Below are 24,813 nucleotides of genomic sequence, written 5' to 3' on the forward strand. Positions count from 1 at the left end.
TTGCCCTTAGTTTGCCGAGGGGATGCGGGGCCGCCCTGTCAGGCGGCAGCCCCGGCCCCCGGACGTGAATTACAGCACCTGGGAAAGGAACTGCCGCAGTCGCGGTGTGCTTGCGTCGTCGAAAAGCTCATCGGGCGAACCGGTCTCGACCACCAGACCGTGGTCCATGAACACCACGCGGTCCGAAACCGAACGCGCGAAGCCCATTTCGTGGGTGACCACGATCATCGACATGCCGCCCGCCGCCAAATCCGCCATGAGCGCGAGCACGCCCTTGACCAGCTCCGGATCCAGCGCGGAGGTGGCCTCGTCGAAGAACATCAGCTCGGGCTTCATGGCCAGCGCCCGCGCGATCGCCACCCGCTGCTGCTGGCCGCCGGACAGCTGCGCCGGGCGGACGTCGGCCTTGCCCTCGAGCCCGACGGCGGTCAGCTGTTCCAGGGCCAGCGCCCGGGCCTGCTCCTTGCCGAGCCCGCGCAGTTTGCGCGGGCCCAGCGCGATGTTCTCGGCCACGCTCAGGTGCGGGAACAGATTGAAGTGCTGGAACACCATGCCGATGCGCTGGCGCAGCGCGTCCGGGCTCTCGGTCAGCACCGACTTGCCGTCCAGCAGAATGTCGCCCGCGGTCGGCTCGTGCAGCCGGTTCAGCACGCGCAGCAGGGTGGACTTGCCCGAGCCGGACGGGCCGATCACGGTGGTGGTCTTGCCCGCGTCGACCTGGATGTCCACGCCGCGCAGAATCTGGTTGCCGCCCAGCGTCAATCGCAGGCCGGTCCCGGTGAGGGAGGCGCTCATGCTCCACGTCCTTCGGTGATCACGGCCTGTTCGACCGGCTCGGTCGGATCGACCCGGCGGCCGGTGCGCAGCCGCCGGTCGATGTAGTTCACCAGGTGCGTCAGCGGCACCGTCAGCACCAGGTACATCAGGCCCGCCGCCACCAGCGGCGAGAGATTTCCGGTCTGCGCGTTGAGATCGCGGCCCACGGCGAACAATTCGCGCTGGGTGGCGAGCAGGCCCAGGAAGTAGATCAGCGAGGAGTCCTTGATGAGCGCGATGAACTGGTTCATCAGCGCGGGCAGCACCCGGCGCACGCCCTGCGGGATCACCACCAGGCTCATGGCCTGGCGGTAGCCGAAGCCGATGGCGCGCGCGGCCTCGAGCTGGCCCGGCTCCACCGATTGGATGCCGGATCGGAAGATCTCGCCGATGTAGGCCGAGGACAGCAGCGCCAGCGCCACCACGCCCAGCCAGTACGGGTTGTTGCCGGTGATGCCCTTGACGACCGGGCCGACGCCCAGGCCGATGATCAGGATGATGACGACGGCGGGCAGCCCGCGGAAGACGTCGGTGTAGACGCGGGCGGGCCAGCGCAGCCAGCGGGTGCGCGAGATGCCGGCCACCGCCAGGAGCATGCCGATGACGGTGCCCAGGGCGCCCGAGACCAGCGCCAGGATCAGGGTGTTGGGCAGTCCGGTCTTGATCAGATCCGGGAACGCCTTGCGGTACAGCGACCAGTCGAAGAACGTGTCCTTCAGCTGCGCGAGCGTGGATTTCGGCTCCACCGGAACGTACTCGCCGGTGTCCCCGCGTTCGGCGGCGAGTGCGGCGAAGTCCGGAAGCTGCGGCGCGGCAACGGCCTTGGAGCCCGGCTTCCAGCCCGGCGGGATCTCGCGCGGCACCCAGTCCTGGTACAGCCGGGCGTAGGTGCCGTCGGCGATCACCGCGTCGAGACCGGCGTTGAGCGCGTCGGTGAGCGGTTTGTTGTCCTTGCGCACCGCCCAGGCGGTGAAGTTGTTGAGGCTGAAGGTGTTCTGCGCGATGACGGCCGGATCGCTCGGCTTGATCGCGCCGATGGCCTGCTGCGAGGGCGCGACCCAGGCGTCGATCTGGCCGGTCTTCAGGTTCGCGTAGGCGGTGTTGTAGTCCGGGAACTTCACCGGGTCCAGGCCCAGCTCGTTGACGACGTACTCGTCCTGCACGGTGCCCTGCACCACGCCGATGCGGGTGTTCTTGTTCAGGTCCGAGAAGGCCTCGATGTCACCGTTTTTCGGCACGACCAGGGAGAAGTAGCCGAAGTCGTAGCCGTTGGTGAAGCCGACCAGCTCGCGGCGGGCGTCGGTGCTGGTGATGCTCGAGGAGGCGGCGTCGAAGCGGCCGTTGGCCACCTGGGCGAGCAGGCCGGAGAAGTCGGTGCCGGTGAATTCGACGGCCAGCCCGAGCTTGGCGCCCACGGCCTTCAGCAGCTCGTTGTCGAAACCGGTGAACACGCCCGCGGAGTTGACGCAGATGCTCGGCGGGGCGTCGGACAGGGTGCCGACGCTGAGCTTGCCGGGCGTGAGCAGGCCCAGCTTGCCGATGTCGATGCGGTCGAGCGGTTCGGTGGTGGCCGTCGTGAACTTGTCCGCGGACGGGGACTGCTGCCCCGAGGCCAGATTCGTCGGGGCGGCGCTGGCCGCGGACAGTCCGGGCGGGGAGCACAGATCACCGCCACCGGGAGCCGCCGTGCCGGACCCCACACCGAGGGTCGCGACCCCCGTCAAAGTGACCAGCAACACTCCCGCGACCGCGGCCACGCGAGGTCGCCACGTGCGACTGCGTTCGCGAGAGGGACCGGTCGTGCGCAAGCAAACCATGGATAGCCACCCTAGCGGCGCACGGTCGCCGATCCAGAGTTGCAGTCAGCCGGAGTCCCGATGAATTTTCCGGCGGCACCGGGGTACGCGCGCGCGTGCACCCCGGTCCAGCAAATATCAGGCGATGCCGGTGACGGACTCCGGGTTGAACTCGTTGCGCCAGCGGACGGCCTCCTCGACGACGCTCAGGTCGTAGTCCGGGCCGCCGGTGCCGACGGTGAACAGGGTCGCGCCCGCGGCCACGAAATCGGCGGCCTTGTCCGCGCCGGGCCAGTCCACCGACTTCTCGATGCTGTTCACATCGGTGCCGACCTCGGCGCAATGCTCGGCCAGGATGCCGGACTTGCGCTGCAGCACATCGAGTTCGGCGAAGCTGTGCCAGATGTGGGCGTACTGGGCGACCAGGCGCAGGGTCTTCTTCTCGCCGCCACCGCCGATGAGGATCGGGATCTCGCGCACCGGTTGCGGATTCAGTTTGGCCAGGCGGTCGGAGATGCGGGCCAGGTAGTCCTTGAGCAGGGCCAGACGACTGCCGGCGGTGCCGAAGTCGTAACCGTAAGCGTCGTAGTCCTTCTGGAACCAGCCCGCGCCGATGCCGAGCACCAGGCGGCCGTTGCTGATGTGGTCGACGGTGCGGGCCATATCGGCCAGCAGGTCGGGATTGCGGTAACCACCGCCGGTGACCAGGGCGCCCAGCTCCACGCGCTCGGTCTGCTCGGCGACCGCGGCGAGCATGGTCCAGCACTCGAAGTGCGCGCCCTCGGGATCGCCGTACAGGGGGTAGAAGTGGTCCCAGTTGAAGACGATGTCGACGCCGGCGTCCTCGGACCGCCGCACCGCGTCACGAATGAGCCCGTAGTTGGGCGCGTGCTGCGGCTGCAATTGCACTCCGATACGAACCGGTCGGCTCATGAACACTCCTCGCTCGGGGATACGGAGCCCGAACCGGCCGGGCCATGTCCGGATCCGAGGCTACCTTGATATCGTGCCCGCACCCGGGCCTCGTGGCCCGGATCCACCCCTCTACTCGGATCGTCCGGCACGTTCCTGCCGGTGAAGGGATGTGCACCGTGGCAACGGTGACTTTCGATCAGGCCACTCGTTTATATCCGGGCGGCGACACACCGGCGGTCGACGCGTTGAACCTGGAGATCGCCGACGGCGAATTCCTGGTGCTCGTCGGGCCGTCCGGCTGCGGCAAATCCACCTCGCTGCGGATGCTCGCGGGCCTCGAGGAGGTGAGCACCGGTCGCATTCTCATCGGCGATCGCGACGTCACCCACGCCGAGCCCAAGGAACGCGATATCGCCATGGTGTTCCAGAACTACGCGCTCTACCCGCACATGAGCGTGGCCGAGAACATGGGCTTCGCGCTGAAGATGGCCAAGGTGTCCAAGGCCGAACGCGCCGAACGCGTGCTCGAGGCGGCCAAGCTGCTCGACCTCGAGCAGTACCTGGAGCGCAAGCCCAAGGCGCTGTCGGGCGGTCAGCGCCAGCGCGTGGCCATGGGCCGGGCCATCGTGCGCCAGCCGCAGGTGTTCCTCATGGACGAGCCGCTGTCCAACCTGGACGCCAAGCTGCGCGTGCAGACCCGCACCCAGATCGCGCAGTTGCAGCGGCGCCTGGGCACCACCACCGTCTACGTCACCCACGACCAGGTCGAGGCCATGACCATGGGCGACCGCGTCGCGGTGCTCAAGGACGGGCTGCTGCAGCAGTGCGCCTCGCCGCGCGATCTGTACCGCAACCCCGCCAATCTCTTCGTGGCCGGGTTCATGGGATCGCCCGCGATGAACCTGTTCACGCTACCGGTCGAGCAGGGCGCGGTCGCGCTCGGCGGGTACCGGTTCGGCGTGCCGCGCTCGGTCGTCGAGGGCACCTCCGGGTCCGTCGTGGTCGGCATTCGCCCCGAGCACTTCGAACCCACCGGCAACGGCGGCGGCGTGGCGATGGAGGTGGACGTGGTCGAGGAGCTCGGCTCGGACGCCTACATCTACGGGCGCACGATCGGCGGCATCGGCGGCGGGGAAACCATTGTGGCGCGCGCGGATTGGCGCAACCCGCCGCCCAAGGGCGCGCAGCTGACGCTGAACGCGGGCGCCGAGCACATCTATTTCTTCAACCCCGAGACCGGGGCTCGGCTGAACTGAGCCCGGGTGTTCGAGCGAACCGGCGTCGTCCCTACTTCCGGGGACGGCGCCAGTTCTTGTTCACGCGCACGCGCAGATTGTCCAGCGGCACTTCGGTTCCCGACTCGGTGATCAGCGCGGCGCGCACCGGTTCACCCGTGGCGTCCTCGATCCGCTCCAGCGGGGGCGTGCCGTTCTGCAGGTACGTATCACCCCACTGCCAGAGCGCGACGACGGCGGGCAGCAGATCCGAACCCATTCGGGTCAGGACGTATTCGCTGCGCGTGCGTTTGCCCTCCTCCTGATACGGGCGCTTCTCCAGCAGCCCGGCCTCGACGAGTTTGCGCAGGGCCGTGGCCGCCGCGGCGTCGGTGATGCCGACGCGGCTCGCGAAACCGTCGAAGCGGCGGGTGCCGTAGTAGGCCTCGCGCAGGATCAGGATGGCCGAGCGGGTGCCGACGATGTCCATCGCCTTGGCGATGGAGCACCCGTCGGGCTGCCACGCGCTCAGATCGGCGAGCGGTCCTTCCAGTACGACAGACATGGCACACATCATACAACTCTGACTTGCCTTCACTATGGTCAGCTCGTAATCTGACTTTAGATCGATAGAGCCAGGTACCCCGCGAGGGGCTCCGAGAAGGACAGGCCATGAGAGACGCAGTCATCGTCGAAGCGGTACGCACCCCGATCGGCAAGGGCAAGGCCGACGGTCACCTGCACGGCGTGCATCCGGCCGACCTGTTCGCGCACAGCCTGCGCGAAGTGGTGCGGCGCAGCGAGATCGACCCCGCACTCATCGACGACGTCATCGGCGGCGTGGTGACCGCGGTCGGGGAGCAGGGCAGCAATCTCACCCGGCGGGCCGCGCTGGCCGCCGGATATCCCGAATCGGTGCCCGCGACCACCGTGGACCGGCAGTGCGGGTCCAGCCAGCAGGCCATCCACTTCGCCGCGCAGGGCGTCATCGCCGGGGCATACGACATCGTGGTGGCCGGCGGCGTGGAATCCATGAGCCGGGTGCCCATGGGGGCCAACATGATCGGGACCGAGGACGTGAGCGGGGCCGGGTTCGCCGAGCGCTATCCCGAGGGCCTGGTGCCGCAGGGGATCAGCGCCGAGCTCATCGCCGCGCGCTGGGGCCTGACCCGGGCGCAGCTGGACGAGTTCGCGCTCGCCAGCCACGAGAAGGCGGCCTACGCCACCAAGAACGGGCTGTTCGAGAGCCAGCTCGCGCCGCTGGCGGGGCTCGACGCCGACGAGGGCATTCGGCTGGGCAGCACCCCGGACACCCTCGGGAAGCTGCGGCCCGCGTACTACAGCGCGGAGATGGCCGAGCGCTTCCCGCAGATCGGGTGGAACATCACCGCCGCCAACGCGAGCCAGATCAACGACGGAAGTTCCGCGGTGCTGATCATGACGAGCGAGCGCGCCGCGCAGCTCGGGCTGCGCCCGCTGGCCCGGGTGCACAGCTTCGCGGTGGCCGGCGACGACCCGCTGCTGATGCTCACCGCGGTGATCCCCGCGACCCGGAAGGTACTGCAGCGCAGCGGTTTGCAGCTGTCGGACATCGACCTGTTCGAGGTGAACGAGGCGTTCTCCTCGGTGGTGCTGGCCTGGGCGCGGGACACCGGCGCGGACCTGTCCAAGGTGAACGTCAACGGCGGCGCGATCGCCCTGGGCCACCCCCTCGGCGCGTCCGGCTCCCGCCTGGCCACGACCCTGGTGCACGCCCTGCACGAGCGCGGCGCGCGCTACGGGCTGCAAACCATGTGCGAGGCGGGCGGATTGGCGAACGCGACGATCTACGAACGCCTCTGAGTCCGGCTTCCGCCCGCCCCGTGTGCCGGGGCGGGCGGGTACCCGTGCCGGGGCGACCGATCACCGGCACAGCCGGAACGGATTGCACATCGCCGATACCGATGAGATGCGCACGGGATCGCGGTGTGCGGCGCGCGGCCATGCGGGCAGCGCAGTCTTCCCGGGCTCTGGGCAGCCACGAATGGCAAGCGCCCGCTCACAGCGAAACGGCGACGACGGCGGCCAGCAGCCCCAGCAGCAGCGCCTCCGCCATGAGCGGGAACGCCAGTAGCGCTGTCCGCCAGGCGGGCTGCCGCAACCGCACCGCCCGCAACACCCACAGCGGCACCACGAGCAGCGTGATCACGATCCCCGCCCACCCCACCGCGTACGCGTACGGCAGGTACCGGGTCTCCCCCGTCTCCCGCGCCAGCACTTCGTACTCCGGCACCAAAGCCACGGCCACCAGCCCGAATCCGACCGCTACCGCGTAGATCACCACCGCGACAACGACATCCGACCGGCGCACCGGCGGCCGCCAATAGTCCGCCATACCCGGGATTTCCCGCCCGGCCCACCCCCGAAACGCCCATTTCGGCTCACCAGAGCCGACCGGTGGGTCTTCGGACGCGCACCGGTCGCCTATCAATCAGAATGCGGCCCAATCGATCAGCGCCGTCTCAGGCCCACCGCGATGCAACTCGGCAGGCTTTCGCTTCAGCCCCGGTGACACCTGGCTCTGCCTGCCCGGCCGGGTCGCGGCCGCCCGCGGCGATCTGCACTCGGGGCGGGTGTGTCCGCGATCGGCGCAGATATGGCCGGCTCGCAGCGACGGTCCACGATCAGCTGGACACGGCGGGTCCGGGTGGGACCACGGCCACCGTGATCCCACCCACGAGAACAGGACCTGGACGCGCGGCGATTCACTCGTCACCGCACCGGGTGAGACGCCCGACGCATTCGTGTTCGGAGTGGCGAATGCGCCGGGCGGGGTGGGTTTCAGCCGATGGCGCTGCCGACCAGGAAGTGGCCGATCGCGCCGGTTATCGCGATCACGGGGAGGGCGAGGGCGGGGTAGATCCAGGTTCGGCGGTTCGTCATGGCCGCCACCGCGATCAGGATCAGGGCGGCCACCAGGGCCAGGGAGAGGCCGCCGCCGCCTATCAGGAGGCCCCAGAGGCCCTGGGCGGGTGGGCGTTCCACGATGCACTCGACCGTGAAATCGCGCTTCGCCGAGCAGCGGTTCTTGACCAGGTCGAAGAACTTGCCGAACAGGTCGTAGGACCACAGGGCCGCCACGACCAGGTTGACCAGGTAGATGCCGCCCGCCAGCAGCAGGTCCTTGCGGCCGCCCGCGCGGGACTTCGCCGGGGTGGCCGCCGGTTCCGCCGGATCACCACCACCTGCCGGATCGTGTGCACCGCCGGGGATTTCGTAGGACTGGGTGGCGCCGTCGTACGGGGAGAAAGCCGGATTCGCGCCGGTGTCGGGACCGCCGGGCCGTGCGTCATTGCGCGCGGCGGTGAACGCCGGACCGGAGAACGCCGGGGCGGCCCCGGTGTCCGGGGCGAAACCGCCACCCGGGCGGACATCGCCGCGCGCGCCCGGCACCGCCGGATTGGCGCCCGTTGACGGGCCGCCGGGCTGCGGCGGGATCGCCCGCCGCACAGTCGGCGACGAATCCGCCGGGCTCTGCGCGGGATTCGAGCCGCCCTGCGGCTTGGACAGCACCGGCCCGTCCGACGCCGCGCCCCGCGAATTCCACTGCTGCCCGTCACCGGAACCCGGCCGTCCCGCCGGTCCCTGCGGCTGCCCGAACGAGCCGGGCCCCGGCGCACCCGGACCCTGAGGCTGCCCATGAACCGGCTGTCCGGGTCCGCCGTGCCCTTGCGACTGCGGACCACCGGGCCCCGGCTGCTGACCGGGACCACCGGGCCCCTGCGGCTGACCGCCGGCCGGCCGCTGCGCGGAGCCTTGCCCCTGCGATTGCTGCCCGCCACCGGGTCCCTGACCTCGGGCCTGCGCTCCCGGGCCGTTCGGACCCGGAGGTTGCCCGGGCGCACCCGGACCCTGCGGCTGCCCGTGCCCCGGCTGTCCGGCCCCGCCGTGCCCTTGCGACTGCCGACCACCGGGCCCGGGCTGTCCGCCTGCGCCGTAACCCTGCGACTGCGGACCACCGGGCCCCGGCTGCTGCCCCGGACCACCGGGCCCCTGTGGCTGACCTGACGCACCCGAATTGCGCTGCGCTCCGGGGCTACCCGGACCCGCCGGGTAGCCCGGCCCACGCCGCTGGCTCGGCTCACCCGAGTCTGAGTCGTAGCCCTGCCCGCCCGCACCACTCAGCGCCGGCAGATCGCCCGTGGACGGGTGGCCCGGGCGGGGTGGCATCGCCTGGCCCGGATTGCCGCCCCCGGGTGCGAATCCCTGGCCCGGTTGCGGCCCGGGAGCACCCGGTCCGCCCTGCCGGGGCAGTTCGCCCGTCCGGGGATGACCCGGGATCCGCTGGGGCCCACCCGAATTGGGTGGGTTACCCGGGCCACTCGGCCCGCTCATCGCCGGCAAATCGCCGGTTCGGGGGTGATCGGGGAAGCCTGGAAGCTGTTGGCCCGCAGCGCCCGGCGTCGGGTAGCCCGGAACCGGCAGATCGCCGGTGCGGGGGTGGCCGGGGGCCGGAGGCTGAGGCGTGGAGCCGGGGGCGAGAGGGCCGCCCGAGGGACCCGAGGGCGGGGGAAAGTTCGGGCCGCCCTGGGCGGAGGGCGGGCCGGGGACGGGCGGGAGACCCGGTCCGCCCGAGTTGCCCTGCAGGGGTGAAAGGTTCGAGCCGCCCGCGGCACCCGACAGGGGTGGAAGATTCGCACCACCGGCGGCACCCGGCATGGGAGGGAGGTTCGAGCCGCCCGTTGTGCCCCGCGGGGGTGGGAGGTTCGGGGCGGGTGGGGGTGAGCCCGGGTGGGGGTGGGCGGGGAGCGAGCGCGGGTTGTCCGCCCCCGGCCGTCGCGGTTCGTTGGGCGGATACATGATTGGTGGGCTCCCCCGGTTGATCGTCGGTATTCCCGATTCTGACCGGATACGGGAACGACCGCTACCCCGGGACCCGCGGGGCGGATTCGGGGCGTTCGCGCTGAGTAGGCTGCGCGGTGATGAGCGACGAACTCGGTGGACCGGACTTCGATGCGGCGGTCGTGTACGCCATACCCATGCGGACGCGGTTCCGCGGCATCACCGTGCGCGAGGGGATGCTGATTCCCGGACCGCTGGGGTGGGGCGAATTCTGCGCGTTTCCCGAGTACGACGACCGCGAGGCCGCGCACTGGCTGGCCACCGCGGTCGAGCAGGTGAGCGCGGGCTGGCCCGAACCGGTGCGGGACCGGGTGCCGGTCAACTGCATCGTGCCCGCGGTCGGACCGGAACGGGCGCGCGAGATCGTGGCCGCCTCCGGCTGCCGCACCGCCAAGGTGAAGGTCGCCGACCATCCCGGCTCCCTCGCCGAGGATCTGGACCGGGTCGCCGCGACCCGCGAGGCGCTCGGACCCGGCGGCGCGATCCGCGTCGACGCCAACGCCGTGTGGGACGTGGCGACCGCGATCGAGCACATCGCGCGAATCGACCGCGCGGCAGGCGGTCTGGAGTACGTCGAACAACCCTGCCGCACCATCGCCGAACTCGCCGAGGTCCGCCGCAAGGTCACGGTGCGCATCGCCGCCGACGAATCCATCCGCCGCGCCGAGGATCCGCTGCGCGTGGCGGTGGCCGGGGCCGCGGACGTCGCGGTGCTCAAATGCACACCGCTGGGCGGGGTCCGGCGCGCGCTGCGGGTGGCCGCGGCCGCGGGCCTGCCCTGCATCGTGTCATCCGCGCTGGAGACCAGCGTAGGCCTCGCCGCCCAGATCCGGCTGGCCGCAACCCTTCCCGAACTCGACCTCGCCTGCGGTCTGGACACCCTGTCCCTGCTCACCGGCGACACCGTCACCGATTCCCTGCGCCCCGTCGACGGGTACCTCCCGGTCCCGCCCGCTCCACCGGCCCCCGACCCGGCGCTGGTGGACCGCTACCGCCATCCGGACCCCGAGCGCGAGCGCTGGTGGCGCCACCGCCTCGATCGCGTCAGCGCGCTGCTCCCCGACCGATAGCGCGAACGAACCCCACGCACGCGCAGCGCACTCCGAGCCGGCGATATCGCCTCCACGCGCCGCCGATCACACCACTCCCTGAGCAGCACCGGACATCTCGCGGTCGCGCGCGTGCAGGGTCGGTGCGCCCCGCCTTGATCGGCCCGGTTGCGAGCGGCCGGCCGGATCCCCGGCGACTAAGCGCCGATCCGCACTCCGCAGTCGAACATGGTGCTGCGCATCAGAAGCGCCGCCTCGGGGCCGATCACGCCCGACAGGAGTTCGAGATAGCGATCGCAGAACTCGGGACCGTGGGGGGCCGAGGTGGCCGGGGCGGGATCGAGATGGTGCGCGATTTCGTGCAGTATCACCAATTCCCGCAGCGCCCAGGCGGTTCCGCGCACGTGCAGGGGAACCGCCAGGACCGCGCTCCCGGCCTCGTAGTGCGCCGCTTTCGCACCCGCGCGAGACCGCACGGTGATCGGGTGGGCGGCGGGCTCCCATTGTGCCCGAACCCAATTCAGCGCCAGCACCCGATCCACGTAGTTCTGCACCGATTCCACCGACGCGAAGCGGCGCTCGATCGGCAGCGTCAACTGGGAGCCGACGACCTCGATGACGCGCGCCCCGAACTCGTCGGCGCGGTCGAACACCCCGCGCACCAGCATCTCCGCGTCATAGACGCGAGCGCGCTGGGCATCTCGCACGCTCACCGCCGCGCCACGGACCGGGAAGCCGGACCCACTCGCGGAATCGGCCGCCACGCCCGGCGGATCGTGCCCGCCCCACCCCGCTCGCCGAGCGGACCGCGGGCCGATCCGGCCGCGCCGCGAGTCATCACGACCGAGCCCGACTCGGCGCAGGCGGACACGACCTACTCCCCGCCGCGCGGCAACTGCCCACGGGGACTGTCCAATTCGGGGGAATTGCCGAGCCGGGCCGCCCGCCCGGCACGGTCACCGGCCCGGCGCGCGGCCGAGGAGTACCCCGCCGACGCCTGCGGACCCTGCCAGGTCCCGCGCGCCTCGGACGTACCGCGGTAGAAATCGGTGAGTTCTATCTCCTTGTTGCGCAGCGCCAATGCCGTACCGGTCGGCGCGGCCCCGAGCGCCGCGGGACCGGAGTCGCCGCGCACGGCCTCGGCCTCCACCTCGGATTTGATCTCCGCCAGCCGCCGCCCGATCCGGGTGGCGAACGCCATCTGGAAGTTCAGCCGCGCGGTCACCGCCGCCACCGGGGCCTGGACCCGGCGCTGCACCTGCCTGCCCCAGCGCGTGGTCTCCACCACCACTTTCTCGGTGGTGGCGGTGCGATACGACCCGGACTTGATGTAGTGATCCGAGGCCCGCACCATCTGCACGAGCAGGCTGCCGTAGAGCGCGGCGCACGTGTCGATGTCGGTGTCGAAACCGTAGGCGTAGACCGTGGTCGAGGTGCGGGCAACATCGCAGCGCACATCGTTCGCGGCGGCGATCGCCACGAAAAGCTGGACGTAGGTCCGCAATCCCTTCTTGCCGGGCTCGCCGATCGGGATGACGCGCTGGGCCGGCGTCGGCCGCCGCTCGCGACTCGCCACGTGGGCGCGCGCCACCGTGAGATCGATCGCCGACCGCGTCGCAAGCTTCTGAGCTGCGGCTAGGAAGGCTTCGGCCTCGTGTTCGTTGTCGGTGGATTCGGCCTGCCGGAGCAGACCACCGATCCTGGTGAGTAACTTGTCCTGTGCAGACATCGACACTCAGCCTAGCTGGGCGGATGTCCGCGCCGCCGGGCGCGAACACCGAGGTAGTCCCGGCACACAGAACCTCCACCATGTATCTTCCCTTGTGCAACCGGCTGAGTGTGCTGCCGCTCACGTCTCGACCCTGGAGTATCCGCGATGGTTTTCAAGAAGGTGTCGTCCCTACGATCGTCGCTCGTGCCGCGTGCCGCGATGGTGGTCACCTCGGCAGCGCTGCTGACGGTGACCTTCGCCAGTGCGTGCTCCAGCGACAGTGGTAGCAACTCCACCTCGGAGAACCTCACCGGCCGCGGGCCGATCACCTACGTCGAGGGCAAGGACACCACCGAAACCGGTGCGGTCAAGCAGCTCATCGACCGCTGGAACGCCGCGCACCCGGACGAGAAGGTGACGTTCAAGGAGCAGTCGAACGACGCTTCCCAGCAGTACGACGACCTGGTCCAGCACATGAAGGCCAAGCAGTCGGACTACGACGTGGTCGCGCTCGACGTGCCGTGGACCGCCGAATTCGCCGCCAAGGGCTGGATCCAGCCGCTCAAGGACGGCTTCGGCATCGACACCTCCACGCTGCTCTCGCCGCCCGTCGCCTCGGCCACCTACAACGGCACGCTCTACGCCGCGCCCCGCAACACCAACGGCGGCCTGCTGTTCTACCGCAAGGACCTGGTCCCCGAGCCGCCCAAGACCTGGACCGACCTGGTGGCCAACTGCCCCAAGGCCACCGACGCCGGAATCAGCTGCTACGCCGGGCAATTCGCGCCCTACGAGGGTCTGACCGTGAACACCGCCGAGGTCATCAACGCCTTCGGCGGCAGCTTCGTCGGCCCGGACGGCAAGTCCCCGACCGTGAACAGCCCGCAGGCCAAGGCCGGGCTGCAGGTGCTGGTCGACGCCTACAAGAACGGCGAGATCCCGAAGGAAGCCATTTCCTTCAAGGAGCCCGAGAGCCAGAACGCCTTCGTCAGCGGCAAGCTCCTGTTCATGCGCGGCTGGCCGTCCACCTTCGGTGACGCCGGCTCGGACGCCTCCGCGGTCAAGGACAAGTTCGGCGTCGCCCCGCTGCCCGGCAAGGACGGCGTCGGCGCCTCCACCCTCGGCGGGTACAACGCGGCCATCAGCTCGTTCTCCAAGAACAAGGCCACCGCGCTGGACTTCCTGCGCTTCCTGATCTCCGAGGACGCCCAGCACATCGTGGCCTCGGGCGCGCTGCCGTCCGTGCGCGCCTCGGTGTACGACGATCCGGCGCTCATCGCCAAGATGCCGTACCTGCCCGCGCTCAAGGAGTCCATCGCCTCGGCGGTGCCGCGTCCGGTGACCCCGTTCTACCCCGCGGTGTCCAAGGCCATCCAGGACAACGCCTATGCTGCCCTGACCGGCACGAAGTCCGTCGACGCCGCGATCGACGGGATGCAGAAGGGCATCGAGACCGCCGGTCGGTAATACCGGCACGAGCTGCCCCGACGAGTCAGTCGCGTAGGAGAAGAGAACAGGTGTCACGTCCTTCGGGAGCGACCGAAGTCGCGTCCCCCGACTCCACCAAGTCCGTGAAACCCGCACCGCCGCCGCAGAAGCGCCGATCCGGCCTCCCCGGATCGGCCAAGGCCTGGCTGTTCGTCAGCCCGGTGCTACTCGCCCTGGCCGTCGTGATCGGCTACCCGGTCGCCAGCGCCCTGTGGATGTCCTTCCAGAAGGATCAGGGGCTGGACCCCGCGACCGGCATGTTCGTCGACGGCGGCTCCGCCGGATTCGACAACTACACGCACTGGCTGCTGCAGCAGTGCACCAACGGCCTCGGCGAGACCGTCAGCTGCCCCACCGGCAACCTCGGCTCGCAGTTCTGGACCGCGATCGGCATCACCCTGCTGTTCACCGTGGTGACGGTCGCGCTGGAAGCCACCATCGGCCTGGGCATGGCCGTCATCATGGGCAAGACCTTCAAGGGCCGCGCGCTGCTGCGCGCGGCGGTGCTGATTCCGTGGGCCATCCCCACCGCCGTCACCGCGCGGCTGTGGGAGTTCATGTTCCAGTACGACGGCGTGGTCAACCGGGTGCTCGGCACCCACATCCTGTGGACGGCCGATCCGTGGGCGGCGCGGTTCGCGGTCATCGCCGCGGACGTGTGGAAGACCACCCCGTTCATGGCGCTGCTGATTCTGGCCGGGCTGCAGGTCATTCCGAACGACGTCTACGAGGCGGCCCGGGTCGACGGCGCGTCGGCGTGGCAGCGCTTCGTGCACATCACGCTGCCGCTGCTCAAGCCCGCGCTGCTGGTGGCCGTGCTGTTCCGCACCATGGACGCGCTGCGCATGTACGACCTGCCCGCGATCCTGACCCAGGACAACCCGCACACCCGGACCATCTCCATGCTGGTGGTCGATCAGGTCCGCCAGGGCCCCAACAGCGCGTCGGCGCTGTCCGTGATCACCTTCTTCCTGATCTTCGCGGTCGCGTTCATGCTGGTCAAAGTGCTGGGCGCCAACGCGGTTCGCACTCAGGAAGAGCAGCGGAAGGCCCACTGATGAACGTGAGCATGTCGAAATCCCCCGCCGTGGACGAGGTGCAGGCCGCGACCGCTCCGAAAGCGCCGGCCCCGCAGGCGGTTCCGTGGACGAAACGCCTCGCCTCCGCTCGGGTGTACCTGGGCGCGCTGATCGTGCTGGTCTGGGGCCTGGGACCGTTCTACTGGATGGTCGTCACCGCGCTGCGCGACCCGGACTACACGTTCGACAACACCCCGTGGCCCACCCACGTGACCATGGAGAACTTCCGCAACGCCTTCGACACCAGTCGCGGCAACGACTTCGGGCGCGCGCTGGTGAACAGCGTCGCGATCGGCGCGGCGACCACGGTGGTCGCGCTGCTCATCGGCGTGATGGCGGCCTACGCGCTGGCCCGGCTGACCTTCAAGGGTCAGTACCTGGTCTCGGGCATCATCCTGAGCGCCTCCATGTTCCCCGCGGTGGTGCTGGTGACCCCGCTGTTCCAGCTGTTCACCGATATCGGCTGGATCGGCCACTACCAGGCCATGATCATCCCGAACATCTCGTTCGTGCTGCCGATGACGGTGTACATCCTGGCGTCGTTCTTCACCGAATTGCCCTGGGAGCTGGAGGAAGCCGCGCGCATCGACGGCGCCTCGCGCTTCCAGGCCTTCCGGCTGATCATGCTGCCGCTGGCGGCGCCGGCCGTATTCACCACCGCCATCCTGGCTTTCATCGCCTCGGTCAACGAGTACCTGCTGGCGCGGCTGCTCTCGGTGGACTCCACCGAACCGGTGACCGTGGCCATCGCGCGCTTCTCGGGTAACAACCCGCAGGTGGAGCCGTACACCGCGATCATGGCGGCGGGCACCATCGTGACGATTCCGCTCGTGATCATGGTGCTGCTGTTCCAGCGCCGGATCATCTCGGGCCTCACCGCCGGCGGCGTCAAGAGCTGACAACGCCGGCACAGTCGAAACTGTGCTGAACACCGGGGGTTTCGGCGGTCTCGGACCGCCGGAACCCCTGTTTCGTTCCGGTTCCGGACAAGCGAACCGACCCCGCGCAATTGAACGGCGGGAAAGGATGCGTCCACTAGCATGGGTCGCGCCGCGCCCGCGGCGCTCGAGTACGCAAGCTTTGTCGAACGCTCCCAAAGGAGATGCTCGTGAGCTCGTCCCGCAAACGGCGCCGCCCGGAACCGGCACCGTACGCCAGCATGGCAGGCTGGAACGAGATCACGACCGAATTGCCCCGACAAACCGGGCACAGCAGGCCGCAGCGCCGGAGAAAGCCCCCCGCGGGACCGGGCGGGTCGGAACCGGGGCGGGCCCGGCGGCCGATGCGGACCCGAGCGCAACGCCTGCGCAGGCTCGCGCTGTCGCTGTTCCTCATCTTCTTCGCGCTGCCGTCGCTGGTGCTGACCCTCGCGTACTGGAGCGCGGAGATCCCCGACCCGGATTCGGTGCAGACCAACCAGATCGCCACCATCCTCACCTCCGACGGCCAGGGCGTCATCGCGAAGGTCGTTCCGCCGGAGGGCAATCGGATTCCGGTGCCGCTGCGGGACGTGCCCGAACCGGTCCGCCTGGCCGTGCTCTCGGCCGAGGACCGCAATTTCTACACCAATCCCGGCTACTCCACCTCGGCCTTCGTGCGCGCGGCGCGCGACAACTTCCTGGGCCGCGAGGACGCCGGCGGCGGCTCCACCATCACCCAGCAGTACGTGAAGAACGCCTTCCTGAGTTCGGAACGCACGCTGAGCCGCAAGATGCGCGAACTCATCATCTCCGCCAAGATGGCACGCCAGTGGAGCAAGGACGACATCCTCGCCGCCTACCTCAACACCATCTATTACGGGCGCGGCGCGTACGGCATCTCCGCCGCCGCCAAGGCGTACTTCGGCAAGCCCGTCCCGGAATTGACCCTCGCCGAGGGCGCGGTGCTCGCCGCCGTGGTGCGCGCGCCCTCCACACTCGACCCCGAAACCCATCTGGAGCCGCTGCGGGCGCGCTGGGCCTACGTGCTGGACGGCATGATCGAGATGGGCAAGCTCACCCGGGACGAGCGGGCCGCCACCGTGTTTCCCGGCATCCTGCCGATCACCGAACTCGACGACAGCATCCCGCGCGGGCCCGAGGGCCTGATCCGCGCCCAGGTGCTGCGCGAGCTGCGCTCCTCCGGGGTCAGCGAGCAGGAGATCAATACCGGTGCGCTGCAGATCATCACCACCATCGACGCGCGGGCCCAGCAGTCGGCGCTGAACTCGGTGGGCAACATCATGGGCGGCCAGCCCGGTGAGCTGCGCACCGCGGTGGTGTCCGTCGACCCGCGCACGGGCGCGGTGCGCGCCTACTACGGCGGGCCGGACGGCATCGGCTTCGACTTCGCGCAGGCGCCCCTGCAAACCGGTTCGGCCTTCAAGACTTTCGCGGTGCTGGCCGCCCTGGAACAGGGCATCCCGCTGTCCTACCGGCTCGACAGCGCGCCGATCACCGTGAACGGGGAGAAGATCTCCAACGTGCAGGACGAGTCCTGCGGCACCTGCCCGCTGAGCGAGGCGTTCAAGCGTTCGCTCAACACCAGCTTCTACCGGCTCAGCCAGGCGCTGTTCGAAGGGCCCGAGGCCATCGCCAAGGCCGCGCACCAGGCCGGAATCCCGGAGCAGATCCCGGGCGTTGCCGGGCGCACCCTGACCGAGGACGGCGGGCCGCCGCTGCCCGCCATCGTGCTCGGCGCGTATTCGGTGCGGCCCATCGACATGGCCTCGGCGTACGGCACCCTGGCCGCCTCCGGGGCCTACCGCGCACCGTATTTCGTGCAGAAGGTGGTGACCGGCGACGGCCGGGTGCTGCTGGACCGCGACGCCGACCCGCAGCGCACCGAACAGCGCATCCAGACCACCATCGCCGACAGCGTCACCCAGGCCATGCTGCCCATCGCGGGCTACTCCAACGGACACGATCTGGCGGGCCGCCCGTCCGCGGCCAAGACCGGCACCACCCAGCTCGGTGAGACCGGATACAACAAGGACGCCTGGATGGTCGGGTTCACACCGTCGCTGTCCACCGCGGTGTGGGTGGGAACCGAACAGTCCCAGCCGATTCGCACCGCGCGCGGCAGCGCGATCTACGGATCCGGGTTGCCCGCCGATATCTGGAAGCAGACCATGGACGGCGCGCTGGACGGCGCGCCGGTGGAACAGTTCCCCAATCCGGTCCCGATCGCCGGCTCCGCACCGGCCGATCCGAACTACGACATCCTCAATCCGGGGCCGGGCCCGCAGCAGGAACCCGTGGTCATCATCCCGCCGGCGCCCGAACCCCGGCAGGTCGAGATCTTCCCGGGACTGTCCATCCCGGTTCCGGGTTAAGGTCGGCGCAGATGACTTCCCCATCGTTGTTGATCATGAATCATGACGACCGGACCCATCTGCCCCCGGCCGCGGATATTGTGGAATCGGCCACCGGTGCCATCGACTCCGGAGATCGGTGGCAGGATGCGGGTCAGGAGCAGGGTGGGGTCGGAGACAGCACGAGACTTAGGGGCGACGCCGGTGGATTTCAATGTCGTTGAACGCCACGAAACGCTGGTGGCCGGAACGGTGCTACGCAGCCCGGCGCTGGCGGTCGAAGGACCGCGCCGCGCCAAGGTCGAGGAGGCCTGGAAACAGAACCTCGCGCGCAGCCTGCCCGGTCCACCCGCGACCGCGTATGTCGATCACGCGCCCGAAATCGGTTCGTACCTGACCCATATCGTCGGCTACCGGTGCCGGACGCTGGACGACCTACAGCCCGGTGACGTGCTCGCGCGCATCCCCGCGGGCAAGTTCGCCCGTTTCAGCCGCAGCGGCGACAATCTGGGCGACGTCATCGCCGCCATCTGGCGCACGGTGTGGGACCTGGAAGCCTCGGGCACGCTGACCCGCGCGTACACCGGGGATTACGAACGGTATCCGGACTCCCGGACCGTAGAGGTTTTCGTCGCGCTCGACACCGGCGCGGAGGGGTAGGGGCCGTGGATTTCGAGATCATCACCATGGACGCGTTCCTGGTCGGCGGACTCACGATCCCCCTGGCCGGGCGCGAGGTCACGGCCCGGGACCTGGATCTGGTCAACTTCACCTGGGACCGCTATCTCGCCCGCGAGAAGAAGGTCGAACGCGTCGCGGCCTACATCGGCCAGAACGACCACGCCGTGGCCATTCTCGGGTACGAGGTGCCCGGCCTGGACCAGTTGGACACCGGCGACGTGGTCACCCGGATTCCCACCGGCCGCTACGCCAAGTTCGTGGTGTCGGACAAGCCCTACGATCTGCTGCGCACCGCGTGGGCCAAGGTCGCCAAGGCCGAGAGCGCGGGCACGATCACGCGCTCGCACCGCGCCGAGATCGAGCGCTACACCGGACCGACCTCGGTCGAGGTCTACATCTCCCTCGACTGACGTCGAGAGCACGGGCACGGCGGAACGGACGCCGGACCCCGGGCACCGAAAACCGAAGGCCGCCCCCGCGATCGAATCGCGGGGGCGGCTTCGTCGCCGGGGTCGCCACGGGCCCCGACACGGCAAAACCCCGGCCGGGTATCCGGCCGGGGCTCCCTCACCTGTGTCGAGTTTCCTCGATGGGGCGACTACTCCGCGTCGATGATGAACGCCTCGAGCTGGGCGCGGGCGATGTCGTCCGCGATCTGCTTCGGCGGGGACTTCATCAGGTAGGCCGAGGCCGGGATGACCGGTCCGCCGATGCCGCGGTCCTTGGCGATCTTCGCCGCGCGCACCGCGTCGATGATGATGCCGGCCGAGTTCGGGGAGTCCCACACCTCGAGCTTGTACTCCAGGTTCAGCGGCACGTCGCCGAAGGCGCGACCCTCGAGGCGGACGTAGGCCCACTTGCGGTCGTCGAGCCACTCGACGTAGTCCGACGGGCCGATGTGCACGTTGCGGTCGTGCACCTTGCCGGCGAGGGGACCCTCGAGGTTGGAGGTCACGGCCTGGGTCTTGGAGACCTTCTTGGACTCCAGGCGATCACGCTCGAGCATGTTCTTGAAGTCCATGTTGCCGCCGACGTTCAGCTGGTAGGTGCGGTCCAGCGTGACACCGCGGTCCTCGAACAGCTTGGCCATGACGCGGTGCGTGATGGTCGCGCCGACCTGCGACTTGATGTCGTCGCCGACGATCGGCACACCGGCGTCGGCGAACTTCTTGGCCCACACCGGATCCGAGGCGATGAACACCGGCAGCGCGTTGACGAAGGCCACACCCGCGTCGATCGCGCACTGCGCGTAGAACTTGTCGGCCTCCTCCGAGCCCACCGGCAGGTAGGACACGAGCACGTCGACCTTCGCGTCCTTCAGGACCTGGACGACGTCGACCGGCTCGGCGTCGGAGAGCTCGATGGTCTCCGCGTAGTACTTGCCGATGCCGTCCAGCGTCGGACCACGCAGCACGGAGATGCCCGACGGCGGCACATCGGAGATCTTGATGGTGTTGTTCTCGCTGGCGAAGATCGCGTCGGCCAGGTCGAAGCCGACCTTCTTGGCGTCCACGTCGAACGCGGCGACGAACTTGACGTCGCGGACGTGGTAGGGGCCGAACTTGACGTGCATGAGACCCGGCACGGTCGAGTCGGCGTCGGCGTCCCGGTAGTACTGCACGCCCTGGACCAGGGAAGAAGCGCAGTTACCGACGCCGACAATGGCCACCCGTACTTCGGTGTTGATGTCACTCATGGCCGCTATTTCCCTCTTTCTGTGGTGCCGCCTTCGTCGATTGCTCCGCAGCAATCAACTCGTTGAGCCAGCGCACTTCGCGCTCGCTTGATTCGAGACCGAGTTGATGGAGTTGGCGGGTGTAGCGATCCAGCTGCCCGCTGGCTCGTTTGATCGCCTCCCGCAAGCCCTCTCGGCGCTCCTCGACCTGCCTCCGCCGACCCTCCAGGATCCGCATCCGCGCTTCCGCGGGGGTGCGAGTGAAGAAGGCCAGATGAACGCCGAAGCCGTCGTCGGTGTAGTTCTGTGGTCCGGTATCGGCCAGCAGTTCGGCGAACCGCTCCCGCCCGAAATCAGTCAGTTGGTAAACCCGCCGCGCACGCCGCGTGGTCAACCCCGGTGGAATCTCTTCCGCGATGAGGCCGTCGGACTGCATACGCCGCAGGGTCGGATAGAGCGACCCGTAGGAGAAGGCCCGGAAGGGGCCCAGCAGCCCGGTGAGCCGCTTGCGCAGCTCGTAACCGTGCATCGGAGATTCCAGGAGCAGCCCGAGGATTGCCAACTCGAGCACCGGGCCTCACCCCCTCCTGACTGTTGTCTACAGATCTAACCGATGGATGCAGTACGAAACTATATCGCGCCGATATACCGGAGGCGACTTCTGGCTGCGAGCCGCATCACGATCACCGGGCGCGGTGGGCGGAGTTACCCCGCAGCGGCCCCTCGGCGAGCCCGAGAGTGGATCCGGGGCGTGCGAGCACGGGACACCCGCAAGTACTCTGGGTCGCGTGCGAATACAGCGGCAGGTAGTGGACTATGCGCTCCGGCGCCGGTCGCTGCTGGCCGATGTCTATGCGGGGCGAGTAGCTGTATCCGAGGTATGCGACGCGAATCCCTATCTGCTGCGCGCGGCGAAGTTCCACGGGCGCGGGAGCGAGGTCACATGCCCTATCTGCCGAAAAGAACAGCTCACCCTCGTATCGTGGGTCTACGGTGACGGACTGGGTCAGGCTGCCGGGTCGGCACGTACGCCGGAGGAATTGATTCGGCTCGCCGAGTCTCGCGAAGAGTTCTCGGTGCACGTGGTCGAGGTATGCCGGACCTGCAGCTGGAACCATCTGGTGCAGTCCTACGTGGTGGGCCAGGCCCCGGCACCGACCGGGCGTCGCCGCCGCACCGGCACCCGCGCCGAGTGAAAGGCCACGTCGACTGCTGATCAGCGGGCAGATCTGCCCGCCGCGGTGGCACGTGACCGCATCGAGCTACAGGACCGTATCGAGTAGTTATTGGAGATCCAGGCTGTGAATTCGCCCTATGACGACGGACCGCACGGCGGCCGCCCCCAGCGTGGCGGTTCGCAACCGGGCCCCGGCGGGTATCCGCCGCCGCGACCGGCAGGTCCCCCGCCAGGGGCGCCACGACAGCAGCCCGGCGCCGGCCGCCCCGGGCCGGGGGGTCCGGGCGGACAGGGCCGCCCCGCGCCGGGCGGCATGCCGCCGCGCGGTCCGAACGGACAGCCGCAACGCGGCGCGCCGATGCCCCCGCCGGGCGGGCAGCCGCGCCGGCCCGCACCGAATCAGCCGCAGCGGCCCGCGAATCCCGATGCCACGCGCAAACTTCCCGCACCCGATGCCACGCAGCGGGTCAATACCGGTCAGCGCCAAGCGGTCCCGCCGCATCTGCAGCGCGCCGCGCAGTCCGATCGCGCCGAGCGGGCCGCCGACCGCAACCCCCGGGCCGGGGACCGCGCCCCGCGCGCCGGCGCCGGCGTGGGAGCCGGTGCGGCCGGTGGCGGCACCGCCACCCGCCCGCGCCCGGCCGACGACCGCACCCGGCCGCCGTCCGGCGCGATTCCGGCGAGCCGCCGACCGGCCGGTGACACCCCGGGCGGACCACCGCCGCGGCGTCCCGGTGGCGAGGGTTCGGGCGGTGCGGGCGGAAAAGGCCGCCGCCCCAAGCAGAAGTCGACGTGGCGCACGGTTCGCCGCGTCTGCTACATCCTGATGGCCGTTGCCATCCTGGTGCCCAGCACCGCCTTCCTGGTGGCGTACTCCGGGGTGAACGTGCCGCGCCCGGGCGACCTCAAGACCAACCAGGTGGCCACCATCTACATGTCCGACGGCACCTCGGTGCTGTCGAAAGTGGTTCCCCCCGAGGGCAACCGCACCGACGTGAGCATCGACCAGATCCCGCCGCACGTGCGCAACTCGGTGATCGCGGCCGAGGACCGGGACTTCTACACCAACCCCGGCTTCTCGATGAAGGGCTTCGGCCGCGCGTTCTGGGACAACCTGACCGGTAAGGAAAGCGCCGGTGGTGGTTCCACCATCACCCAGCAGTACGTGAAGAACGCGATGGTCGGCAACGAGCGCTCGCTGACCCGTAAGCTGCGCGAGCTGGTGATCTCGGCCAAGATGGCGCGGCAGTGGTCCAAGGACGACATCCTCACCGCGTACCTGAACACCATCTACTTCGGTCGCGGCGCGTACGGCATCGACGCCGCGGCCAAGGCGTACTACGGCAAGCCGGTCACCGAACTGACCGTGTCCGAGGGCGCGGTGCTGGCGGCGGTCATCCAGCAGCCGTCGAACCTGGACCCGGAGAAGAACCGCAAGGGCGCCGAACAGCGCTGGAACTACGTCCTGGACGGCATGGTGAGCGGTGGCAACCTCGCGGCCGCCGAACGTGCGGGAATGGTGTTCCCGGATGTGGTTCCGGCCGCCCAGTCCGCGCAGAACGAGGATCTGGATTCGGGTCCGGAGGGCCTGATCAAGACCCAGGTGCTCACCGAGCTCGAGGCCGCGGGCATCACCCAGCGCGAGCTGAACACCGAGGGCCTCTCGATCACCACCACGCTGAATCCGCAGGCGCAGCAGGCCGCGATCGACGCGGTCACCAACGTGATGGACGGTGAGCCCGAGAACCTGCGCACCGCGGTGGTCTCGGTCGATCCCAAGACCGGCGCGGTGGCGGCCTACTACGGCGGCACCGACGGTCAGGGCTTCGACTTCGCCAACGCCGGGCTGCCCGCGGGTTCGTCCTTCAAGGTGTTCGGCTTGGCCGAGAACCTGGAGATGGGCAAGCCGCTGTCCACGCTGTACGACTCCTCGGCGGTCACCGTCAACGGCATCAAGATCACGAACGTCGAGGGCGAGCAGTGCGGCATGTGCACCATCGCCGAGGCCCTCAAGCGCTCGCTGAACACCAGCTTCTACCGCATGATGCTGGACATGCCCGGCGACGGCCCGCAGAAGATCGCCGACATGGCGCACAAGCTCGGCATTCCGGAATCGATTCCGGGCGTTGGCAAGACGCTGACCGAACCGGACGGCAACGGCCCCAACAACGGCGTCGTGCTCGGCCAGTACCAGGTGCGGCCGCTGGACATGGCCTCCGCGTACGCCACCCTGGCGGCCTCGGGCGTCTACCGCGCACCGCATTTCGTGCAGAAGGTCACCACCTCGGACGGCACCGTCCTGCTCGATCGCGGCGAAACCGCGGGCGAGCAGCGGGTCTCGGCCGCGGTCGCGGACAACGTCACCGCCGCCATGAAGCCCATCGCGGCCTGGTCGCGCAACCACAACCTCTCGGGCAACCGGGACTCCGCGGCCAAGACCGGCACCCACCAGCTCGGCGACACCGGCGCGAACCGGGACGCCTGGATGGTCGGCTACACCCCGTCGCTGGCCACCGCGGTATGGGTGGGTACCGAACAGGGCGACAAGCTGGTCAACGCCAACGGCGGCCCGGTCTACGGTTCCGGTCTGCCGTCGGACATCTGGAAGAAGACGATGGACGGCGCGCTCAAGGGCACGCAGAACGAGTCGTTCCCCAAGCCCGCGGCCATCGGCGGCCAGGCCGGCGTGCCGTCCTGGTCCGCGCCGTACACCGCGCCCTCGACCGAGGATTCTCCGATCCTGCCGCCCGTCATCACCCAGAGCCAGGTCGAGATCCTGCCGGGCATCACCATTCCGGTCCCGGGTCTGGCGCCCAATCCGCAGAACCAGCAGCGGGCGGTGCCGTCGACCACGTCGGAGAACTCCGGTGAGGGTCCGCTGCCCGGGCAGCCGGTCGCGCCGTCCGACGGTTCGCCGCTGACCACCACGCCCGGCGCGGGCGGCAACGGAAATGGAAACGGGAACGGCGGCAACGGCAACGGCAACGGCGGCGCACCGACCAGGAGTCGGTAGCCTCGGGTCGTGATCGAGCAGGGAGT

Annotated in this window: 22 protein-coding genes; 12 read left to right on the plus strand and 10 right to left on the minus strand. The window is 69.5% G+C overall.

Annotation, left to right across the window (positions count from 1 at the left end):
• Nucleotides 1-69 precede the first annotated feature (69 nt).
• The 3 genes from ACFVBH_RS32015 to ACFVBH_RS32025 all read right to left on the minus strand — a co-directional run bounded on the left by ACFVBH_RS32015 (nt 70) and on the right by ACFVBH_RS32025 (nt 3,545).
• Nucleotides 70-795, minus strand: a complete 726-nt coding sequence (locus ACFVBH_RS32015) for an amino acid ABC transporter ATP-binding protein (RefSeq protein ID WP_379007403.1) — start codon at nt 793-795, stop codon at nt 70-72.
• A complete protein-coding gene (locus ACFVBH_RS32020; RefSeq protein ID WP_379007407.1) occupies nt 792-2,633 on the minus strand; it encodes an ABC transporter substrate-binding protein/permease in 1,842 nt (613 codons plus the stop codon). The genes ACFVBH_RS32015 and ACFVBH_RS32020 overlap by 4 nt, the downstream gene beginning before the upstream one ends.
• Nucleotides 2,634-2,750: 117 nt before the next feature.
• On the minus strand, nt 2,751-3,545 hold the full coding sequence (locus ACFVBH_RS32025; RefSeq protein ID WP_354989087.1) for an LLM class F420-dependent oxidoreductase: 795 nt from the start codon (nt 3,543-3,545) through the stop codon (nt 2,751-2,753).
• 158 nt (nt 3,546-3,703) lie between these two features.
• Between ACFVBH_RS32025 and ACFVBH_RS32030 the strand changes: the two genes are divergently transcribed.
• The gene (locus ACFVBH_RS32030; RefSeq protein ID WP_354989086.1) at nt 3,704-4,783 is read left to right on the plus strand and encodes a sn-glycerol-3-phosphate ABC transporter ATP-binding protein UgpC; all 1,080 of its coding nucleotides are present in this window, start codon (nt 3,704-3,706) and stop codon (nt 4,781-4,783) included.
• A 31-nt stretch (nt 4,784-4,814) separates the two neighbouring features.
• Here ACFVBH_RS32030 and ACFVBH_RS32035 read toward each other — a convergent pair whose 3' ends face one another.
• The gene (locus tag ACFVBH_RS32035) at nt 4,815-5,306 is read right to left on the minus strand and encodes a helix-turn-helix domain-containing protein (protein WP_354989085.1); all 492 of its coding nucleotides are present in this window, start codon (nt 5,304-5,306) and stop codon (nt 4,815-4,817) included.
• A gap of 107 nt (nt 5,307-5,413) precedes the next feature.
• On the opposite strand from ACFVBH_RS32035, the gene ACFVBH_RS32040 reads away from it, so the two are divergent.
• Nucleotides 5,414-6,583: a thiolase family protein gene (locus ACFVBH_RS32040; RefSeq protein WP_379007413.1), complete on the plus strand. Its 1,170-nt coding sequence runs from the start codon at nt 5,414-5,416 to the stop codon at nt 6,581-6,583.
• A 196-nt stretch (nt 6,584-6,779) separates the two neighbouring features.
• Here ACFVBH_RS32040 and ACFVBH_RS32045 read toward each other — a convergent pair whose 3' ends face one another.
• Together ACFVBH_RS32045 and ACFVBH_RS32050 are read right to left on the minus strand one after the other, a co-directional pair.
• Nucleotides 6,780-7,115 (minus strand): hypothetical protein, encoded by a 336-nt coding sequence (locus ACFVBH_RS32045; protein ID WP_354989083.1) that lies wholly within the window; start codon nt 7,113-7,115, stop codon nt 6,780-6,782.
• A gap of 446 nt (nt 7,116-7,561) precedes the next feature.
• Nucleotides 7,562-8,293: a hypothetical protein gene (locus ACFVBH_RS32050; protein ID WP_379007417.1), complete on the minus strand. Its 732-nt coding sequence runs from the start codon at nt 8,291-8,293 to the stop codon at nt 7,562-7,564.
• A gap of 126 nt (nt 8,294-8,419) precedes the next feature.
• Here ACFVBH_RS32050 and ACFVBH_RS32055 point away from each other — a divergent pair, with 126 nt between their 5' ends.
• A complete protein-coding gene (locus ACFVBH_RS32055; RefSeq protein WP_379007419.1) occupies nt 8,420-8,788 on the plus strand; it encodes a hypothetical protein in 369 nt (122 codons plus the stop codon).
• A gap of 914 nt (nt 8,789-9,702) precedes the next feature.
• Nucleotides 9,703-10,692 carry an o-succinylbenzoate synthase gene (locus tag ACFVBH_RS32060; protein WP_379007421.1) on the plus strand — a complete coding sequence of 330 codons (990 nt, stop codon included), beginning with the start codon at nt 9,703-9,705 and terminating at the stop codon, nt 10,690-10,692.
• A gap of 176 nt (nt 10,693-10,868) precedes the next feature.
• Here ACFVBH_RS32060 and ACFVBH_RS32065 read toward each other — a convergent pair whose 3' ends face one another.
• Nucleotides 10,869-11,384 carry a TIGR04338 family metallohydrolase gene (locus tag ACFVBH_RS32065; RefSeq protein ID WP_379007423.1) on the minus strand — a complete coding sequence of 172 codons (516 nt, stop codon included), beginning with the start codon at nt 11,382-11,384 and terminating at the stop codon, nt 10,869-10,871.
• A 161-nt stretch (nt 11,385-11,545) separates the two neighbouring features.
• A complete protein-coding gene (locus ACFVBH_RS32070) occupies nt 11,546-12,400 on the minus strand; it encodes a DUF2786 domain-containing protein (protein WP_379007425.1) in 855 nt (284 codons plus the stop codon).
• Between the two features lie 147 nt (nt 12,401-12,547).
• Between ACFVBH_RS32070 and ACFVBH_RS32075 the strand changes: the two genes are divergently transcribed.
• The 6 genes from ACFVBH_RS32075 (at nt 12,548) to ACFVBH_RS32100 (ending at nt 19,332) form a co-directional block, all read left to right on the plus strand.
• Nucleotides 12,548-13,849, plus strand: coding sequence for an ABC transporter substrate-binding protein (locus ACFVBH_RS32075; protein WP_379007427.1), 1,302 nt, complete (start codon nt 12,548-12,550; stop codon nt 13,847-13,849).
• Between the two features lie 104 nt (nt 13,850-13,953).
• Nucleotides 13,954-14,928, plus strand: a complete 975-nt coding sequence (locus ACFVBH_RS32080; protein WP_379007833.1) for a carbohydrate ABC transporter permease — start codon at nt 13,954-13,956, stop codon at nt 14,926-14,928.
• An 11-nt stretch (nt 14,929-14,939) separates the two neighbouring features.
• The gene (locus ACFVBH_RS32085; protein WP_354989077.1) at nt 14,940-15,848 is read left to right on the plus strand and encodes a carbohydrate ABC transporter permease; all 909 of its coding nucleotides are present in this window, start codon (nt 14,940-14,942) and stop codon (nt 15,846-15,848) included.
• Nucleotides 15,849-16,231: 383 nt separating this feature from the next.
• Entirely contained in the window at nt 16,232-18,262 is a 2,031-nt protein-coding gene (locus ACFVBH_RS32090) for a transglycosylase domain-containing protein (protein ID WP_379007430.1), read from the plus strand.
• Between the two features lie 183 nt (nt 18,263-18,445).
• Nucleotides 18,446-18,901 carry a GyrI-like domain-containing protein gene (locus ACFVBH_RS32095; RefSeq protein ID WP_354989075.1) on the plus strand — a complete coding sequence of 152 codons (456 nt, stop codon included), beginning with the start codon at nt 18,446-18,448 and terminating at the stop codon, nt 18,899-18,901.
• A gap of 5 nt (nt 18,902-18,906) precedes the next feature.
• Complete coding sequence (locus ACFVBH_RS32100) at nt 18,907-19,332, plus strand: GyrI-like domain-containing protein (RefSeq protein WP_354989074.1); 426 nt, start codon at nt 18,907-18,909, stop codon at nt 19,330-19,332.
• Nucleotides 19,333-19,520: 188 nt separating this feature from the next.
• On the opposite strand, the gene ACFVBH_RS32105 is transcribed toward ACFVBH_RS32100, so the two are convergent.
• Both ACFVBH_RS32105 and ACFVBH_RS32110 read right to left on the minus strand, forming a co-directional pair.
• Nucleotides 19,521-20,618: an inositol-3-phosphate synthase gene (locus tag ACFVBH_RS32105; RefSeq protein ID WP_379007435.1), complete on the minus strand. Its 1,098-nt coding sequence runs from the start codon at nt 20,616-20,618 to the stop codon at nt 19,521-19,523.
• The gene (locus ACFVBH_RS32110) at nt 20,611-21,168 is read right to left on the minus strand and encodes a PadR family transcriptional regulator (RefSeq protein WP_354989072.1); all 558 of its coding nucleotides are present in this window, start codon (nt 21,166-21,168) and stop codon (nt 20,611-20,613) included. Before ACFVBH_RS32110 ends, ACFVBH_RS32105 begins: the two co-directional genes overlap by 8 nt.
• A gap of 217 nt (nt 21,169-21,385) precedes the next feature.
• Here ACFVBH_RS32110 and ACFVBH_RS32115 point away from each other — a divergent pair, with 217 nt between their 5' ends.
• Together ACFVBH_RS32115 and ACFVBH_RS32120 are read left to right on the plus strand one after the other, a co-directional pair.
• A complete protein-coding gene (locus ACFVBH_RS32115; protein ID WP_379007439.1) occupies nt 21,386-21,793 on the plus strand; it encodes a DUF5318 domain-containing protein in 408 nt (135 codons plus the stop codon).
• Nucleotides 21,794-22,132: 339 nt separating this feature from the next.
• Entirely contained in the window at nt 22,133-24,787 is a 2,655-nt protein-coding gene (locus ACFVBH_RS32120; protein WP_379007442.1) for a transglycosylase domain-containing protein, read from the plus strand.
• Nucleotides 24,788-24,813 lie beyond the last annotated feature (26 nt).

Source organism: Nocardia sp. NPDC057668 (assembly GCF_042799795.1).
Lineage (GTDB): Bacteria > Actinomycetota > Actinomycetes > Mycobacteriales > Mycobacteriaceae > Nocardia.